Here is a 15,081-nt window from a genome sequence, read left to right on the forward strand (position 1 = left end):
TCCGGAAGCCCGGCCAGGGGTTCAGCGGTCGAAGTCGAGCTCCACCTTCTCCGTCACCGGATGCGACTGGCATGCCAGCACATAGCCCGCCTCCGTCTCCTCCGGTTCCAGCGCGAAGTTGCGGTCCATGCGCACCTCGCCGGTGACCAGGAAGGCCCGGCAGGTGCCGCACACTCCGCCCTTGCAGGCGTAGGGCGCGTCGGGCCGGTTGCGCAGGACCGTCTCCAGCAGGGACTCGCCGTCCTGTACGGGCCAGGTCCCGCCGCGGCCGTCGAGCCGGGCGGTGACCGTGCTGTGCGCGGGGGCTGTCGCGGCCGGCGCGGGGGCGGCGGTGTCCACATGGAAGATCTCCTCGTGGATGCGGGTGCGCTTCACGCCGAGCCCGCGCAGGGCCCGCTCGGCCCCTTGGACCAGCCCGAACGGCCCGCACAGGAACCATCCCGCCACCTGCTCGACCGGCAGCATCGCCGGCAGCAGCCCGGTCAGCCGGTCCTGGTCGAGCCGCCCGGACGGCAGGCCCGCCTGCTGTTCTTCCCGGGACAGCACCGTCACCAGCTGGAGCCGCCCCGGATACCGGTCCTTGAGGTCGGCGACCTCGTCCAGGAACATCGTCGAGGCGGCCGTGCGGTCGCTGCGTATCAGACAGAACCGGGCCTCCGGCTCGCGCGCCAGCAGCGTCGAGACGATCGACAGCACCGGGGTGATGCCGCTGCCGCCGACGATCGCCGCGTACAGGCCGGGGGCGGGGTCGAGGGTGAAGCGGCCGGCCGGGGTCATCACCTCCAGCTCGTCTCCGGGATTGATCTCTTTCAGCGCGTAGGTCGAGAAGGCCCCGCCCTCGACGAGGCGCACGCCGACCCGCAGGGTGCCGGGGCCCGCGTCGTCGGGGGCCGGTGCCGGGGAGCAGATCGAGTACGTGCGCCGGATCTCCTCCCCGTCGACCAGGCGCCGCAGGGCGAGGTGCTGGCCCGGGGCGTGCCGGTACTCCTCGCGCAGCTCCGGGGGCACGGTGAGGGTGAGGGCGACGGAGTCGTCGGTGAGCCGGTCGACCGCTGCCACCCGGAGCGTGTGGAAGCGGGCCATCACAGCTCCTTGAAGTGGTCGAAGGGTTCGCGGCAGGACAGGCAGCGCCGCAGCGCCTTGCAGGCGGTGGAGGAGAAGCGGCTGAGCAGTTCGGTGTCGGTGCTGCCGCAGTACGGGCAGTGCACCGGCTCCAGCGTGCGGGTCGGGCCCAGCGACACGGGGACCGGTCCGGAGTCCGCTCGCACGCGCGGGGGAGCTATCCCGAACTCCCTCAGCTTGCGCCGTCCTTCGGCGGTGATGTCGTCCGTCGACCAGGCGGGCCGCAGCACCGTGCGGACGGTGACGTCCCGTATGCCGTGCGCGTGCAGTACTCGCTCTATGTCCAGGGACATCGCCTCGATGGCCGGGCAGCCGGTGTAGGTCGGCGTCAGCTCGACCTCGACCGCGTCCTCGCCGCGCACATGTACCGCGCGCAGGACGCCGAGCTCCTGGAGGGTGAGCACGGGCAGTTCGGGGTCGGGCACCGAACCGGCGATCTCCAGGAGTTCGGTCTCCAGGGCGGTGGCCGTCGTCACCATGACGCCCCCGGGTGGCTGCGGTGCAGGTGCTGCATCTCGGCGAGCATCCGCCCGAAGGACTCGGTGTGCACGCCCTGGCGGCCCGCGCCGGCCGTCCACGCCCCGGCGCGCGGTCCCTCGGGGACCGTCAGGGTCGCGCGGTGCAGCACGGCCCGGACGGACTCCAGCCAGGCGGTCTCCATCCCGGCGAGGTCGATGTCCAGGCCGTCCACCGGCTGGAACATCTCGCCGGTGAACCGCCACAGGGCCGTGCACGCGCGCTGCATGCGTTCATGGCCGGTCTGGGTGCCGTCGCCGAGCCGCAGGGTCCACTGTTCGGCGTGGTCGCGGTGGTAGGCGACCTCCTTGACGGCCTTTGCGGCGAGGCCTGCGAACGGGCCGTCGCCGGTGGCCAGTTCGGCGTACAGCAGGTGCTGGTAGGTGGAGAAGTAGAGCTGGCGGGCGATGGTGTGGGCGAAGTCGCCGTTCGGCTGTTCCACCAGCTGGAGGTTGCGGAAGGCGCGCTCCTCGCGCAGATACGCCAGCTCGTCCTCGTCGCCCACGGTCGACAGCAGCACGCGGGCCTGACCCAGCAGGTCCAGCGCGATGTTGGCGAGGGCGACCTCCTCCTCCAGGACGGGGGCGTGGCCCGCCCATTCGCCGAGGCGGTGCGAGAGCACCAGGGCGTCGTCGCCGAGGGCGAGGGCGGCGGTCGTGGGAACCGCGGCCGTTTCTGGGGCTGTCACAGGTGCTTCACCCCCTCCGGGATCTCGTAGAACGTCGGGTGCCGGTACGGCTTGTCGGCGGCCGGTTCGAAGAACGGGTCCTTCTCGTCCGGGGAGGACGCGGTGATCGCGGACGACGGGACGACCCAGATCGAGACGCCCTCACCGCGGCGGGTGTACAGGTCGCGGGCGTTGCGCAGGGCGAACTCCGCGTCCGGGGCGTGCAGGCTGCCGGCGTGGGTGTGCGAGAGGCCGCGGCGTGAGCGCACGAAGACCTCCCACAGGGGCCATTCGGTGTTCGTCATGCTTGTGTCGCTTCCCTCTCGCCGGGCTTGGTCGTCCCACTGGTCCTGCTTGTGTGCTTGGCCGCGTAGGCCGCGGCCGACTCCCGTACCCACGCGCCTTCTTCGTGCGCGCGCCTGCGCTGGGTGAGCCGCTGTTCGTTGCACGGGCCGTTGCCCTTGAGGACTTCCTTGAACTCCGTCCAGTCGATCGGGCCGAAGTCGTAGTGCCCCCGCTCCTCGTTCCACTTCAGGTCCGGGTCGGGGAGGGTGAGGCCCAGGGACTTGGCCTGGGGGACGCAGATGTCGACGAAGCGCTGGCGCAGCTCGTCGTTCGAATGCCGTTTGATCTTCCATGTCATCGACTGCGCGGAGTGCGCCGACTCGTCGTCGGGCGGGCCGAACATCATCAGGGACGGCCACCACCAGCGGTTCACCGCGTCCTGCGCCATCTCCCGCTGCTCGGGGGTGCCGCGGCCGAGGGCCAGCAGCAGTTCGTACCCCTGGCGCTGGTGGAAGGACTCCTCCTTGCAGATGCGGATCATCGCGCGTGCGTACGGGCCGTAGGAGCAGCGGCACAGCGGGACCTGGTTGGTGATCGCGGCGCCGTCCACCAGCCAGCCGATCGCGCCGACGTCCGCCCAGGTCAGCGTCGGGTAGTTGAAGATCGAGGAGTACTTCTGGCGGCCGGAGTGGAGCTTGTCGAGCAGCTCGTCGCGGCTGGTGCCGAGGGTTTCTGCGGCGCTGTACAGGTAGAGGCCGTGTCCGGCTTCGTCCTGGACCTTGGCCATCAGGATCGCCTTGCGGCGCAGGGAGGGCGCGCGGGTGATCCAGTTGGCCTCCGGCTGCATGCCGATGATCTCGGAGTGGGCGTGCTGCGCCATCTGCCGGACCAGCGTCGCGCGATAGGCGTCGGGCATCCAGTCGCGTGGCTCGATGCGCTCGTCGGCGGCCACGGCGGCGTCGAAGGCGTGCTCGTAGGCATCGGTGTCGGCGGTGTCCTGCGCGGTGCCGTACGCCTGGTGCGCGGCTGCTGTCGCCATGCGGTCCCCCTCGACCTGGGCTCGGTCCGGAGCCGGCTCCCGACCGATCGTTCGGTTCGTGCGATTCCATGGTGGGACGGGCGCCGTAAGGTGTCAACCGCTGTGGATGACTTGCGGGCGTGTCCTGTGGACAAACGGGGCGACCTCGCGTACGCCGCGACGAGGTCGGCCCGGCAGGGGCTGTGCCGCAGGGGCGGGCCTGAGTACCGTGCCCGTGCGAGCGCGGTGGCGCGGTGCGCGCACGCGGTACGGCGCCCCGCGGTCGGGCGGCCGGAAGACGGACCGGGATCGGGAGACGGGGCGGAATGGACGCGTACGGCACAGACTCGGACGCCCGGCACGGGCCGGACGGACCGGGCAGGCCCGGCGGTGCGTCCGACCCGGCTGCTCTGCCCGGGCCGCACAGGTCGCCTGCGCCGGCCAGTCCGCCCGAGCCGGCCGGACCGGACCCGGCGGACGATCCGCCGGGCGCCTCGGCGGCGGACGCCGACGTGCTCGATTCCGGCGCCCTGGCCTTCCCGGTCGCTCCTGGCGCCTACGTCGAACCCCGCACGGGGGTGGCCGCCCTCTCCCTGCGCTACCAGATCGGTGCCGCGCTGGCGCTCGCCGTCGTCGCCGTCGTGGTGTGCGTGCACGTCGGGATGGTCTTTCTGCATGTAGCGCCGTCGAACACGCTGACCAGGGCGCACGGCAAGGCGATCGACGACTGGATCTACCCCGAGTTCGAGCAGAACTGGAAGCTCTTCGCGCCGAACCCGCTGCAGCAGAACATCGCCGTCCAGGTCCGCGCCGAGGTGCAGGAGAAGAACGGCGAGGTCCGCACCACCGGCTGGTACGACCTGTCCGCCCAGGACGGGCAGGCCATCGACGGCAATCTGCTGCCCAGCCACACCCAGCAGAACGAGCTGCGCCGGGCCTGGGACTTCTTCGTCGCCACGCACGACGGCAACAACCGTCCGGTCGGACTGCGCGGCGGCCTGTCCGAGACCTATCTGCGGCGCATAGTGGTGCTCCGCCTGGGCCGCGACGACGCGGCCGGGAAGGGCGGGGTCATCGAACAGGTCCAGGTCCGTTCCCGTACCACCAACGTGCCCCCGCCGAAGTGGAGCACCGAGAAGATCTCCGACAAACCCATGGACCGGGTGCTGCCCTGGTGGCCGGTCTCCGCCGCCGACACCGACGGAGGCGCCCGGTGAACCGCTTCGCCCTCTCGGTCTCCTCCGCCATCGCCCGCATCACCGAATCGGCGCTCGGCCCCTACCAGTCCGCCGTGATCCGCATCGGCTTCGGCGCGACCTGGCTGCTGTTCCTGCTGCGCGAGTTCCCCCATCGCGAGGAGCTGTACGGCCCCGGCAGCCCGTGGAGCTGGGACCTCGCCCAGCAGCTGATCGCGTCCAACAGTGCCTTCACGGCCCTGATGTGGTCGGACGGCCGGGGCTGGTTCGAGTTCGTCTACGCGCTCGCCGCCCTCTCGAGCGTCCTGCTGCTGCTCGGCTGGCGCACCCGCACCATGTCCGTGCTGTTCATGGTCGGTGTGCTCTCGCTGCAGAACCGCAGCGTCTTCATGGGGGACGGCGGCGACAACGTCCTGCACCTGATGTCCGTGTACCTCGTGTTCACGCGCTGCGGCCAGGTCTGGTCGCTGGACGCACGGCGCGCGGAGCGCGCGCGTCGGGCACGCGCGCGTGGAGAGCGGGTGCCCGACCGGGTCGGCCCTGCGCTGTGGGCCGTGCTCGGGGTCGCGCTGGTCGCGGTGACGGCCGGCGGGCGGTTCGACGGGGCCGACCCGACCGTGCCCGTGATCCTTTGGGGCGTGTGGCTCGCGCAGGCCGTGGGATGGCTGGTCGGGCGCAGGGCGAAGAGCGGGGAGCCGGGGATCCTGCTGGACGTCGTCGCCAACATCGTGCACAACGGCGCCCTCTTCGTGATCATGACGGAGGCCTGTCTGATCTACGCGACGGCCGGCTGGTACAAGATCCAGGGCACGCGCTGGCAGGACGGCACCGCGGTCTACTACCCGCTCCACCTCGACTACTTCTCGCCCTGGCCCGGGCTCGCCGACCTGCTGTCGTCCAGCGGCACGATGGTGATGCTCGTGACGTACGGAACGGTCATCGTGCAGGTCGCGTTCCCGTTCACGCTGTTCAACCGGCGGGTCAAGAACGTCCTGCTGGCGGCCATGATGACCGAGCACGCCGTGATCGCCGTCGTTCTCGGGCTGCCGTTCTTCTCGCTGGCGATGATCGCGACGGACGCGGTCTTCCTGCCGACGTCGCTGCTGCACCGGCTCGGCGGCTGGGCGGCACGCGCGCGTGGCCGCGTCCTCGACCGCGCGGGTCGTAGAACGCCGTCCGGGCCGGGCGCCCCAGAGAGCCCTGAGCCCGCGCAGGTGAGCTCCACGGCGTGAGCCCTGCGGGCTTGCGCCTGTCGTTTGCGGGTGTGCCGTGCGGGCTTGCGCCCGTCGTCTGCGGGTGGGCCCTGCGGCTTGCGCCCGCCGTCCGCGGGTGTGCCCCGCGCCCATGGCCCGTGTTCCGCGGGGTGAGCCCCGTCCCCCGCGCACGTAGGCTGCACGCCATGACCGAGCCCACCCCCGACCCCGTGACCGCCTGGCGCCGGATCGCCGGTACCTGCGTGCTGCTCGACGGTTTCCACGCCCTCAAGCACGCCCTGCGGTTCGGAGCCGAGGTCCCGGTGGCGGTCACCGCCGACCGGGGGGCGGCGCTCGCCCTCGCCGAGGAGCTCGCCCCCGACGTACGGGACGCGTTGGACGGCCTCCTCACCGAGGTGCCCGAGCCCACGTACCGGAGCCTGGTGCCGCGCCCGCATCCCACCGCCGTCGCAGCCCTGGCCGTACGGTCGTCCCGCGCGGCCAATCTGGAGAAGCTCGCGCACAGCCCGCGCACCGCCCCCGTCGTGGTCCTCGACAACCCGCGCAACCTCGGCAACGCGGGCGCCGTGATCCGGCTGGCCGCCGGTTTCGGTGCGACCGGTGTGGTCACCACCGGCACCCTCGACCCGTGGCACCCCACCGTCGTGCGTGGCGGCGCGGGGCTGCACTTCGCGACCGCGGTGGAACGGCTGGCCGTCGAGGAGCTGCCGGCCGGACCGCTGTTCGCCCTGGACCCGGAGGGCGACGACATCCGGGGCGTGAAACTCCCGGACGACGCCGTCCTCGCGTTCGGCTCCGAGCGCAGCGGTCTGTCGGCCCCACTACGCGCGCGTACCGACCACTTGCTGGCGCTGCCGATGCGCCCCCAGGTCTCCAGCTACAACCTCGCGACCAGTGTGGCCATGACGCTGTACCACTGGAGCGCCACCGGGAGCGCGATCAGTTCCTAGGCCTCGCGGCGCACCTCGACCACCCGGAAGCGGTTCGCGACGAACGCCCCGTCGCACAGCGCTGAGTTGGCCGCCGGGTTGCCGCCCGAGCCGTGGAAGTCCGAGAAGGCGGCCGTCTGGTTGACGTACACCCCGCCCGTCAGGTTCAGCGACAGCTGGGCGGCCTCCTCCAGGCAGACCTCCTGGACCGTCCGCTCGACCTCCTCGTCGGTCGTGTACGCGCCGACCGTCATCGCGCCCTTCTCACGGATGGTGCGGCGCAGCAGCTCCGCGCCCTCCGCGGCCGAGTCGACCGCGACGGCGAAGGAGACCGGGCCGAAGCACTCGCTCATATAGGCGGCCTCGTCGTCGGGCTTGGCGCCGTCCAGCTTCACGATCACGGGCGTGCGCACGACCGCGCCCGGGAACTCCGGGTTGCTGATCTCCCTTGAGGCCAGGGCGACTTCACCGAGACCGGCAGCGGCCTCCAGCCGGGCCTTCACGTCCGGGTTGACGATCGCGCCGAGCAGGGCGTTCGCGCGCGCGTCGTCGCCGAGGAGACCGTCGACCGAGCGGGCGAGGTCGGCGACCACCTCGTCGAAGGTCTTGGGGCCCTCGTCGGTGCGGATGCCGTCGCGGGGGATCAGCAGGTTCTGCGGGGTCGTGCACATCTGGCCGCTGTACAGCGACAGCGAGAACGCCAGGTTGGAGAGCATGCCCTTGTAGTTCGCCGTGGAGTCGACCAGCACCGTGTTGACGCCGGCCTTCTCCGTGTAGACCTGCGCCTGGCGGGCGTTGGCCTCCAGCCAGTCGCCGAACGCCGTCGAACCCGTGTAGTCGATGATCCGGATCTCCGGGCGCGTGGCCAGCGTCTTCGCGATGCCCTCGCCCGGCCGCTCGGCCGCCAGCGCCACCAGGTTCGGGTCGAAGCCCGCCTCGGCGAGGACCTGGCGGGCGACCTGCACGGTGAGCGCGAGCGGCAGCACCGCGCGCGGGTGGGGCTTCACCAGGACCGCGTTGCCGGTGGCGAGGGACGCGAACAGGCCCGGATAGCCGTTCCACGTCGGGAAGGTGTTGCAGCCGATCAGCAGCGCGATCCCGCGCGGGACCGGGGTGAACTGCTTGGTGAGCGCCAGCGGGTCGCGCTTGCCCTGGGGCTTGGTCCACTCCGCGGTGTCGGGGGTGCGGACCTGCTCCACGTACGCGTACGCCACCGCTTCCAGGCCGCGGTCCTGGGCGTGCGGGCCGCCCGCCTGGAACGCCATCATGAAGGCCTGGCCGGAGGTGTGCATGACCGCGTGCGCGAACTCGTGCGTCCGGTCGCTGATCCGCTTCAGGATCTCCAGACACACCACCGCGCGCGCCTCCGCGCCCGCGTCGCGCCACGCGCGCTGTCCGGCCTTCATGGCGGGCAGCAGCTCGTCGACGTCCGCGTGCGGGTAGGTCACGCCCAGCTCGATGCCGTACGGCGAGACCTCGGCGCCCACCCAGTCGTCCGTGCCGGGCTGGCCGAGGTCGAGGCGGGTGCCCAGCAGGGCGTCGAAGGCGGCCTTGCCCGCGGCCGCGTCCAGGCTGCCGTTCTCGCCGTACGCCTTGGGGTGTTCGGGGTGCGGGGACCAGTACGCGCGCGTGCGGATCGCTTCCAGCGCCTGGTCGAGGGTGGGCCGGTGCTTGGCGATCAGCTCGCGGGTGGTCAGTTCGGCGGCCATGCGGGACCAACTCCTCGTCTCGAGAACTCTTCGTCGAGCTCATGACCTGGCAGAAACATGGGCAGGAACAGCCGGTCAGAGTTAGAGTAACCGAACGATCGGTCGGGACAAGGGGGCCTGCCGCATCTGTGGAAAACCCCGTGCGGGAGGATCGCGCACATGACAGCACTCGACCTCAGCAGCCCCGTGGCCGTCGTCGGCACCGGCACCATGGGCCAGGGCATCGCCCAGGTCGCGCTGGTCGCGGGCCACCGCGTACGGCTGTACGACGCCGCTGCCGGGCGCGCCTGCGAGGCGGCCGCGGCGATCGGCGCCCGCCTCGACCGGCTCGTCGAGAAGGACCGGCTCACGGCCGCCGACCGGGACGCGGCACGCGAGCGGCTGCTGCCCGCCGAGAGCCTCTCCGAGCTCGCCGACTGCTCCCTGGTCGTCGAAGCCGTCCTGGAGCAGCTGGACGCCAAACAGGCCCTGCTGCGCGAGCTGGAGGACATCGTCGCCGAGGACTGTCTGCTCGCGACCAACACCTCCTCGCTGTCCGTCACCGCCATCGGCGGCGCCCTGCGCCACCCCGGGCGCTTCGTCGGCCTGCACTTCTTCAACCCGGCGCCGCTGCTCCCCCTGGTCGAGGTCGTCTCCGGGTTCGCCACCGACGTCACCTCGGCCACGCGCGCGTACGAGATGGCGCGCGCCTGGGGCAAGACACCGGTCGCCTGCGCCGACACCCCCGGCTTCATCGTCAACCGCATCGCCCGGCCCTTCTACGCCGAGGCCTTCGCCGTGTACGAGGCCCAGGGCGCCGACCCCGCCACCATCGACGCGGTCCTGCGCGAGTCGGGCGGCTTCAGGATGGGCGCCTTCGAACTGACCGACCTCATCGGACAGGACGTCAACGAGTCCGTCACCCACTCCGTGTGGCGGTCCTTCTTCCAGGACGTGCGCTTCACGCCCTCGCTCGCCCAGCGGCGCCTGGTCGAGTCGGGCCGGCTCGGCCGCAAGAGCGGTCAGGGCTGGTACGAGTACGGGGACGGCGCCGAGCGCCCCGAGCCGCACACCGCGGAGCCCGCACAGCAGCCCGCGTACGTCGTCGTCGAGGGCGACCTGGGCCCCGCCTCCGAGCTGCTCGCGCTGATCCGCGAGGCGGGCATCGCCGTGCGCGAGGAGGAAGAGGACCACGGCACCCGCCTGGTGCTGCCGAGCGGCGGCCAGCTGGCGCTCGCCGACGGCCAGACCTCCGTCGAGTTCCGCGACGTCGTCTACTTCGACCTCGCCCTCGACTACCGGCGGGCCACCCGTGTCGCCCTGTCCGCGTCCCAGGACACCTCACCGCAGACCCTCGCCGAGGCCACCGGCCTCTTCCAGGCGCTCGGCAAGGACGTCAGCGTGATCGGCGACGTCCCCGGCATGATCGTCGCCCGCACGGTCGCCCGGATCGTCGACCTCGCGCACGACGCCGTCGCCAAGGGCGTGGCCACCGAGGAGGACATCGACACCGCGATGCGCCTGGGCGTCAACTACCCGCTGGGGCCCTTCGAGTGGAGCCGCAGGCTGGGCCGCAACTGGGCGTACGCCCTTCTCGACGACCTGCACCTGCGCGACCCCTCGGGGCGCTATGCGCCCTCCCTCGCGCTGTACCGGCATGCGTACGCCTCCGACAAGCGGGAGGGCAGCCAGTCATGACCACCGCCAAGCGCGACACGTACACCCCGGAGACGCTGCTGTCCGTCGCCGTCCAGGTCTTCAACGAGCGCGGCTACGACGGCACCTCCATGGAGCACCTCTCCAAGGCGGCCGGAATCTCCAAGTCGTCGATCTACCACCATGTGGCCGGCAAGGAGGAGCTGCTGCGCCGGGCCGTCAGCCGGGCGCTCGACGGCCTCTTCGGGATCCTCGACGAGGAGCACGCGCGCGTGGGGCGCGCCGCCGGCCGCCTGGAGTACGTCGTGCGGCGCATGGTCGAGGTGCTGATCGGCGAACTGCCGTATGTGACGCTGCTGCTGCGGGTGCGCGGCAACACGGGCACCGAGCGGTGGGCCCTGGAGCGGCGCCGCGAGTTCGACCACCAGGTGGCCGAGCTGCTGAAGGCGGCGGCCGCCGACGGGGACGTACGCGGTGACGTGGAGGTGCGCCTCGCCACCAGGCTCGTCTTCGGGATGATCAACTCGATCGTCGAGTGGTACCGGCCCGACGGGCGGGGCATGAGCGAGCGCGAAGTGGCCGACGCGGTCGTGCAGTTGGTCTTCGGAGGGCTCCGCAAGGAGGCCTGAGCGGCATCGCAAGGAGGCCTGAGCGGCTTCGCGGGGCTCAGCCCTGGGGCTCCAGGTCCTCCTCCTCGAACACCAGCAGCGTGCGCGTGCTGAGCACTTCGGGCATGGCCTGGAGGCGGGTGAGCACCAGCTCGCGCAGTGCCTTGTTGTCCGGCGTGTGCACCAGCAGCAGTACGTCGAAGTCGCCGCCCACCAGGGCGATGTGGGAGGCCCCGGGCAGCCGTGTGAGCTGCTCGCGCACCGTGCGCCAGGAGTTCTGGACGATCTTCAGGGTGATGTACGCCGAGGTGCCCTGACCTGCGCGCTCGTGGTTGACGCGGGCCCCGAAGCCGCGGATGACGCCGTCCTCGATGAGGCGGTTGATCCGCGCGTAGGCGTTGGCGCGTGAGACGTGCACCCGTTCCGCGACCGACCGTATGGATGCGCGGCCGTCCGCCTGGAGCATCTGGAGGATGTCCAGATCGATCGCGTCCAGCGGACGCGGGAGCGGTGGGGGACTTCCGCCTTCCGGCCCTTCGGCCATTTGTTCAGGTGCCATGTCCCCCCGCCTCCCTACCATGGACGTACTGCGTTCATTTCAGGTTGTGGAGAACCGTTTGTCCACAGCCTGGAGGTGCCTGTAGCCAAAATGTGCCGACGACCGAACAATCGGTAGGTGAGGCGCATCACACCCGTGGCGCGCCTGAAGCCGCTCCCACGAGGAGGTGCCGTCATGACGGTCATGGAGCAGCGGGGCGGGTATCGGCCATCGCCGCCCCCCGCCTGGCAGCCCCGCACCGACCCCGCGCCGCTGCTGCCGGACGCGGAGCCCTACCGCGTCCTCGGCACGGAGGCCGCCGCGAAGGCCGACCCGGCCCTGCTGCGCCGCCTGTACGCCGAGCTCGTGCGCGGCCGCAGGTACAACGTGCAGGCGACCGCCCTCACCAAGCAGGGCCGCCTCGCCGTCTACCCCTCCAGCACCGGCCAGGAGGCCTGCCAGGTCGCCGCCGCGCTCGCCCTCCAGGACCGCGACTGGCTCTTCCCCAGCTACCGCGACACGCTCGCAGCAGTAGCCCGCGGCCTCGACCCCGTCCAGGCGCTCACGCTCCTGCGCGGCGACTGGCACACCGGCTACGACCCGCACGAGCACCGCGTGGCCCCGCTGTGCACCCCCCTCGCCACCCAGCTCCCGCACGCCGTCGGTCTCGCGCACGCCGCCCGCCTCAAGGGCGACGACGTGGTCGCGCTCGCCCTGGTCGGCGACGGCGGCTCCAGCGAGGGCGACTTCCACGAGGCACTGAACTTCGCCGCCGTCTGGCAGGCCCCGGTGGTCTTCCTGGTCCAGAACAACGGCTTCGCGATCTCCGTTCCGCTGGCCAAGCAGACCGCGGCCCCGTCGCTGGCCCACAAGGCCGTCGGCTACGGCATGCCCGGCCGCCTGGTCGACGGCAACGACGCGGCCGCCGTGCACGAGGTCCTCACCGACGCCGTGCGCCGCGCCCGAGAGGGCGGCGGCCCCACGCTGATCGAGGCGATCACCTACCGCATCGACGCCCACACCAACGCCGACGACGCGACCCGCTACCGCGGCGACACCGAGGTCGAGGCCTGGCGCGCCCACGATCCCATCGCGCTCCTGGAGCACGAACTGACCGAGCGCGGCCTGCTCGACGAGGCCGGTATACGGGCCGCCCGCGACGACGCCGAGACCATGGCCGCCGACCTGCGCGAGCGCATGAACCAGGACCCGGTCCTCGACCCCATGGACCTGTTCGCCCATGTGTACGCCGAGCCCACCGGGCAACTGCGCGAACAGCGGGCCCAGTTGCAGGCGGAGCTGCACGCGGAACAGGAAGGCGGCCACTGATGACCACCGTCGCCCTCAAGCCGGCCACCATGGCGCAGGCGCTCACCCGCGCGCTGCGCGACGCCATGGCCGCCGACCCCACCGTGCACGTCATGGGCGAGGACGTCGGCACCCTCGGCGGTGTCTTCCGCGTCACCGACGGCCTCGCCAAGGAGTTCGGCGAGGACCGCTGCACGGACACCCCGCTGGCCGAGGCGGGCATCCTCGGCACCGCGGTCGGCATGGCGATGTACGGCCTGCGCCCGGTCGTGGAGATGCAGTTCGACGCGTTCGCCTACCCGGCGTTCGAGCAGCTGATCTCGCACGTCTCCCGGATGCGCAACCGCACCCGCGGCGCGATGCCCCTCCCGCTCACCATCCGCGTCCCCTACGGCGGCGGCATCGGCGGCGTCGAGCACCACAGCGACTCCTCCGAGGCGTACTACATGGCGACTCCGGGGCTCCATGTCGTCACGCCCGCCACCGTCGCCGACGCCTACGGTCTGCTGCGCGCCGCGATCGCCTCCGACGACCCGGTCGTCTTCCTCGAACCCAAGCGCCTGTACTGGTCCAAGGACTCCTGGAACCCGGAGCACCCGACGGACGTTGAACCGATAGGCCGCGCGGTGGTGCGGCGCTCGGGCCGGAGCGCCACGCTCATCACGTACGGACCGTCGGTTCCCGTCTGCCTCGAAGCCGCCGAGGCCGCGCGGGCCGAGGGCTGGGACCTCGAAGTCGTCGACCTGCGCTCCCTGGTGCCGTTCGACGACGAGACGGTCTGCGCCTCGGTACGGCGGACCGGCCGCGCGGTCGTCGTGCACGAGTCGGGCGGGTTCGGCGGCCCGGGCGGGGAGATCGCGGCCCGTGTCACCGAGCGCTGCTTCCACCACCTGGAGGCGCCGGTGCTGCGCGTGGCAGGCTTCGACATCCCCTACCCGCCGCCGATGCTGGAGCGCCACCACCTGCCCGGCGTGGACCGCATCCTGGACGCCGTGGGGCGTCTGCAGTGGGAGGCCGAGAGCTGATGGCACAGGTGTTGGAGTTCAGGCTCCCCGACCTCGGGGAGGGGCTCACCGAGGCGGAGATCGTCCGCTGGCTGGTGGAGGTCGGCGACGTCGTCGCGGTCGACCAGCCGGTCGTCGAGGTCGAGACGGCCAAGGCGCTGGTCGACGTGCCCTGCCCCTACGGCGGGGTGGTCACCGCCCGCTTCGGCGAGGAGGGCACCGAACTGCCCGTGGGCGCCCCCCTGTTGACGGTCGCGGTCGGACCGGCGGCCTCAGGGGGCGAGAGCGAGGGCTCGGGCAACGTGCTGGTGGGTTACGGCACTTCGGAGGCGCCCGCGCGACGCCGGAGGGTACGGCCGGGGCAGCCGGCGCCCGCCGCGCCCCGGGAGGCGAACGGAAGCTCCGGCGCACGCGAGCCGGCGGACGGGCCCGTTCCCGTGATCTCGCCGCTGGTGCGCAGGCTCGCCCGGCAGAACGGCCTGGACCTCAAGGAGATGACGGGCTCCGGCCCCGACGGGCTGATCCTGCGCGCCGACGTGGAGTACGCGCTGCGTGCCGCCGAGGCACAGGGACGGACGGCCGAGCCGGCCGCCGAACCCCAGCCGCCCGCGCCGGCCCCCACCGCGGCACCCGGCACCGGCGTCCGCGTCCCCCTCAAGGGCATCCGGGGCGCGGTGGCGGACAAGCTCTCCCGCAGCCGCCGGGAGATACCGGACGCGACCTGCTGGGTGGACGCCGACGCGACCGAGCTCATGCGCGCCCGTACCGCGATGAACGCCGCCGGCGGGCCGAAGATCTCCCTTCTCGCCCTGCTGGCCCGCATCTGCACGGCCGCCCTCGCCCGGTTCCCCGAGCTCAACTCCACGGTCGACATGGAGGCCAGGGAGGTCGTCCGGCTCGACCAGGTGCACCTCGGCTTCGCCGCGCAGACCGAGCGCGGCCTCGTCGTCCCGGTCGTACGGGACGCACACGCGCGTGACGCCGAAGCACTCACCGCTGAGTTCGCCCGGCTGACCGAGGCGGCCCGCACGGGCAGCCTCACACCCGGGGAACTCACCGGCGGCACCTTCACGTTGAACAACTACGGCGTGTTCGGCGTCGACGGCTCCACGCCGATCATCAACCACCCCGAGGCGGCCATGCTCGGCGTCGGCCGCATCGTCCCCAAGCCGTGGGTGCACGAGGGCGAGCTCGCCGTGCGGCAGGTCGTCCAGCTCTCGCTCACCTTCGACCACCGGGTGTGCGACGGCGGCACGGCGGGCGGCTTCCTGCGGTATGTGGCGGACTGCGTGGAACAGCCGGCCGTCCTGCTGCGCACACTGTGACGACGAG

At 72.0% G+C, this 15,081-nt stretch carries 15 protein-coding genes; 8 read left to right on the forward strand and 7 right to left on the reverse strand.

Annotation, left to right across the window (positions count from 1 at the left end; translation table 11 throughout):
• Positions 1 to 21 precede the first annotated feature (21 nt).
• Genes ABT254_RS23210 through paaA form a run of 5 tightly spaced genes read right to left on the reverse strand, consistent with a single transcriptional unit; the run spans position 22 to position 3,629 of the window.
• Positions 22 to 1,083 carry a 2Fe-2S iron-sulfur cluster-binding protein gene (locus ABT254_RS23210; RefSeq protein WP_351473152.1) on the reverse strand — a complete coding sequence of 354 codons (1,062 nt, stop codon included), beginning with the start codon at positions 1,081 to 1,083 and terminating at the stop codon, positions 22 to 24.
• On the reverse strand, positions 1,083 to 1,598 hold the full coding sequence (gene paaD, locus ABT254_RS23215) for a 1,2-phenylacetyl-CoA epoxidase subunit PaaD (protein WP_502972027.1): 516 nt from the start codon (positions 1,596 to 1,598) through the stop codon (positions 1,083 to 1,085). Before paaD ends, ABT254_RS23210 begins: the two co-directional genes overlap by 1 nt.
• On the reverse strand, positions 1,595 to 2,326 hold the full coding sequence (gene paaC, locus ABT254_RS23220) for a 1,2-phenylacetyl-CoA epoxidase subunit PaaC (protein WP_351473158.1): 732 nt from the start codon (positions 2,324 to 2,326) through the stop codon (positions 1,595 to 1,597). The genes paaD and paaC overlap by 4 nt, the downstream gene beginning before the upstream one ends.
• The gene (paaB, locus tag ABT254_RS23225; RefSeq protein ID WP_351473161.1) at positions 2,323 to 2,610 is read right to left on the reverse strand and encodes a 1,2-phenylacetyl-CoA epoxidase subunit PaaB; all 288 of its coding nucleotides are present in this window, start codon (positions 2,608 to 2,610) and stop codon (positions 2,323 to 2,325) included. The genes paaC and paaB overlap by 4 nt, the downstream gene beginning before the upstream one ends.
• Positions 2,607 to 3,629: a 1,2-phenylacetyl-CoA epoxidase subunit PaaA gene (paaA, locus tag ABT254_RS23230; protein WP_351473164.1), complete on the reverse strand. Its 1,023-nt coding sequence runs from the start codon at positions 3,627 to 3,629 to the stop codon at positions 2,607 to 2,609. The genes paaB and paaA overlap by 4 nt, the downstream gene beginning before the upstream one ends.
• 305 nt (positions 3,630 to 3,934) lie before the next feature.
• Between paaA and ABT254_RS23235 the strand changes: the two genes are divergently transcribed.
• The 3 genes from ABT254_RS23235 to ABT254_RS23245 all read left to right on the forward strand — a co-directional run bounded on the left by ABT254_RS23235 (position 3,935) and on the right by ABT254_RS23245 (position 6,968).
• Entirely contained in the window at positions 3,935 to 4,825 is an 891-nt protein-coding gene (locus ABT254_RS23235; protein ID WP_351473167.1) for a DUF5819 family protein, read from the forward strand.
• Complete coding sequence (locus tag ABT254_RS23240; protein WP_351473170.1) at positions 4,822 to 6,036, forward strand: HTTM domain-containing protein; 1,215 nt, start codon at positions 4,822 to 4,824, stop codon at positions 6,034 to 6,036. Before ABT254_RS23235 ends, ABT254_RS23240 begins: the two co-directional genes overlap by 4 nt.
• A 167-nt stretch (positions 6,037 to 6,203) precedes the next feature.
• Positions 6,204 to 6,968, forward strand: coding sequence for a TrmH family RNA methyltransferase (locus ABT254_RS23245; RefSeq protein ID WP_351473173.1), 765 nt, complete (start codon positions 6,204 to 6,206; stop codon positions 6,966 to 6,968).
• On the opposite strand, the gene paaN is transcribed toward ABT254_RS23245, so the two are convergent.
• Positions 6,965 to 8,656, reverse strand: a complete 1,692-nt coding sequence (gene paaN / locus ABT254_RS23250) for a phenylacetic acid degradation protein PaaN (protein WP_351473176.1) — start codon at positions 8,654 to 8,656, stop codon at positions 6,965 to 6,967. The genes ABT254_RS23245 and paaN overlap by 4 nt on opposite strands.
• A 159-nt stretch (positions 8,657 to 8,815) precedes the next feature.
• Between paaN and ABT254_RS23255 the strand changes: the two genes are divergently transcribed.
• Positions 8,816 to 10,333 carry a 3-hydroxyacyl-CoA dehydrogenase gene (locus tag ABT254_RS23255; protein ID WP_351473179.1) on the forward strand — a complete coding sequence of 506 codons (1,518 nt, stop codon included), beginning with the start codon at positions 8,816 to 8,818 and terminating at the stop codon, positions 10,331 to 10,333.
• The gene (locus ABT254_RS23260; protein WP_351473182.1) at positions 10,330 to 10,920 is read left to right on the forward strand and encodes a TetR/AcrR family transcriptional regulator; all 591 of its coding nucleotides are present in this window, start codon (positions 10,330 to 10,332) and stop codon (positions 10,918 to 10,920) included. The genes ABT254_RS23255 and ABT254_RS23260 overlap by 4 nt, the downstream gene beginning before the upstream one ends.
• A gap of 37 nt (positions 10,921 to 10,957) precedes the next feature.
• Here the strand turns inward: ABT254_RS23260 and ABT254_RS23265 are convergent, their stop codons facing one another.
• A complete protein-coding gene (locus ABT254_RS23265; RefSeq protein ID WP_351473553.1) occupies positions 10,958 to 11,443 on the reverse strand; it encodes an Lrp/AsnC family transcriptional regulator in 486 nt (161 codons plus the stop codon).
• Between the two features lie 189 nt (positions 11,444 to 11,632).
• Here ABT254_RS23265 and pdhA point away from each other — a divergent pair, with 189 nt between their 5' ends.
• From pdhA to ABT254_RS23280, 3 genes are read left to right on the forward strand one after another with little or no spacing between them, the layout of a single operon-like run.
• On the forward strand, positions 11,633 to 12,766 hold the full coding sequence (gene pdhA, locus ABT254_RS23270) for a pyruvate dehydrogenase (acetyl-transferring) E1 component subunit alpha (RefSeq protein WP_351473185.1): 1,134 nt from the start codon (positions 11,633 to 11,635) through the stop codon (positions 12,764 to 12,766).
• On the forward strand, positions 12,766 to 13,770 hold the full coding sequence (locus ABT254_RS23275; RefSeq protein ID WP_344403137.1) for an alpha-ketoacid dehydrogenase subunit beta: 1,005 nt from the start codon (positions 12,766 to 12,768) through the stop codon (positions 13,768 to 13,770). Before pdhA ends, ABT254_RS23275 begins: the two co-directional genes overlap by 1 nt.
• Entirely contained in the window at positions 13,770 to 15,074 is a 1,305-nt protein-coding gene (locus ABT254_RS23280) for a dihydrolipoamide acetyltransferase family protein (RefSeq protein ID WP_351473187.1), read from the forward strand. Before ABT254_RS23275 ends, ABT254_RS23280 begins: the two co-directional genes overlap by 1 nt.
• Positions 15,075 to 15,081: the final 7 nt, after the last annotated feature.

Origin of the sequence: Streptomyces sp. NPDC001137 (assembly GCF_040298885.1) — a bacterium.
Classification (GTDB): domain Bacteria; phylum Actinomycetota; class Actinomycetes; order Streptomycetales; family Streptomycetaceae; genus Streptomyces.

What these genes read in the sequence shown, in the direction of transcription:
- ABT254_RS23210 (WP_351473152.1), bottom strand. Translation starts at nt 1,083, where the DNA reads ATGGCCCGCTTCCACACGCTCCGGGTGGCAGCGGTCGACCGGCTCACC.
- paaB (WP_351473161.1), bottom strand. Translation starts at nt 2,610, where the DNA reads ATGACGAACACCGAATGGCCCCTGTGGGAGGTCTTCGTGCGCTCACGC.
- paaA (WP_351473164.1), bottom strand. Translation starts at nt 3,629, where the DNA reads ATGGCGACAGCAGCCGCGCACCAGGCGTACGGCACCGCGCAGGACACC.
- ABT254_RS23235 (WP_351473167.1), top strand. Translation starts at nt 3,935, where the DNA reads ATGGACGCGTACGGCACAGACTCGGACGCCCGGCACGGGCCGGACGGA.
- ABT254_RS23245 (WP_351473173.1), top strand. Translation starts at nt 6,204, where the DNA reads ATGACCGAGCCCACCCCCGACCCCGTGACCGCCTGGCGCCGGATCGCC.
- paaN (WP_351473176.1), bottom strand. Translation starts at nt 8,656, where the DNA reads ATGGCCGCCGAACTGACCACCCGCGAGCTGATCGCCAAGCACCGGCCC.
- ABT254_RS23255 (WP_351473179.1), top strand. Translation starts at nt 8,816, where the DNA reads ATGACAGCACTCGACCTCAGCAGCCCCGTGGCCGTCGTCGGCACCGGC.
- ABT254_RS23260 (WP_351473182.1), top strand. Translation starts at nt 10,330, where the DNA reads ATGACCACCGCCAAGCGCGACACGTACACCCCGGAGACGCTGCTGTCC.
- ABT254_RS23265 (WP_351473553.1), bottom strand. Translation starts at nt 11,443, where the DNA reads ATGGCCGAAGGGCCGGAAGGCGGAAGTCCCCCACCGCTCCCGCGTCCG.
- pdhA (WP_351473185.1), top strand. Translation starts at nt 11,633, where the DNA reads ATGACGGTCATGGAGCAGCGGGGCGGGTATCGGCCATCGCCGCCCCCC.
- ABT254_RS23275 (WP_344403137.1), top strand. Translation starts at nt 12,766, where the DNA reads ATGACCACCGTCGCCCTCAAGCCGGCCACCATGGCGCAGGCGCTCACC.
- ABT254_RS23280 (WP_351473187.1), top strand. Translation starts at nt 13,770, where the DNA reads ATGGCACAGGTGTTGGAGTTCAGGCTCCCCGACCTCGGGGAGGGGCTC.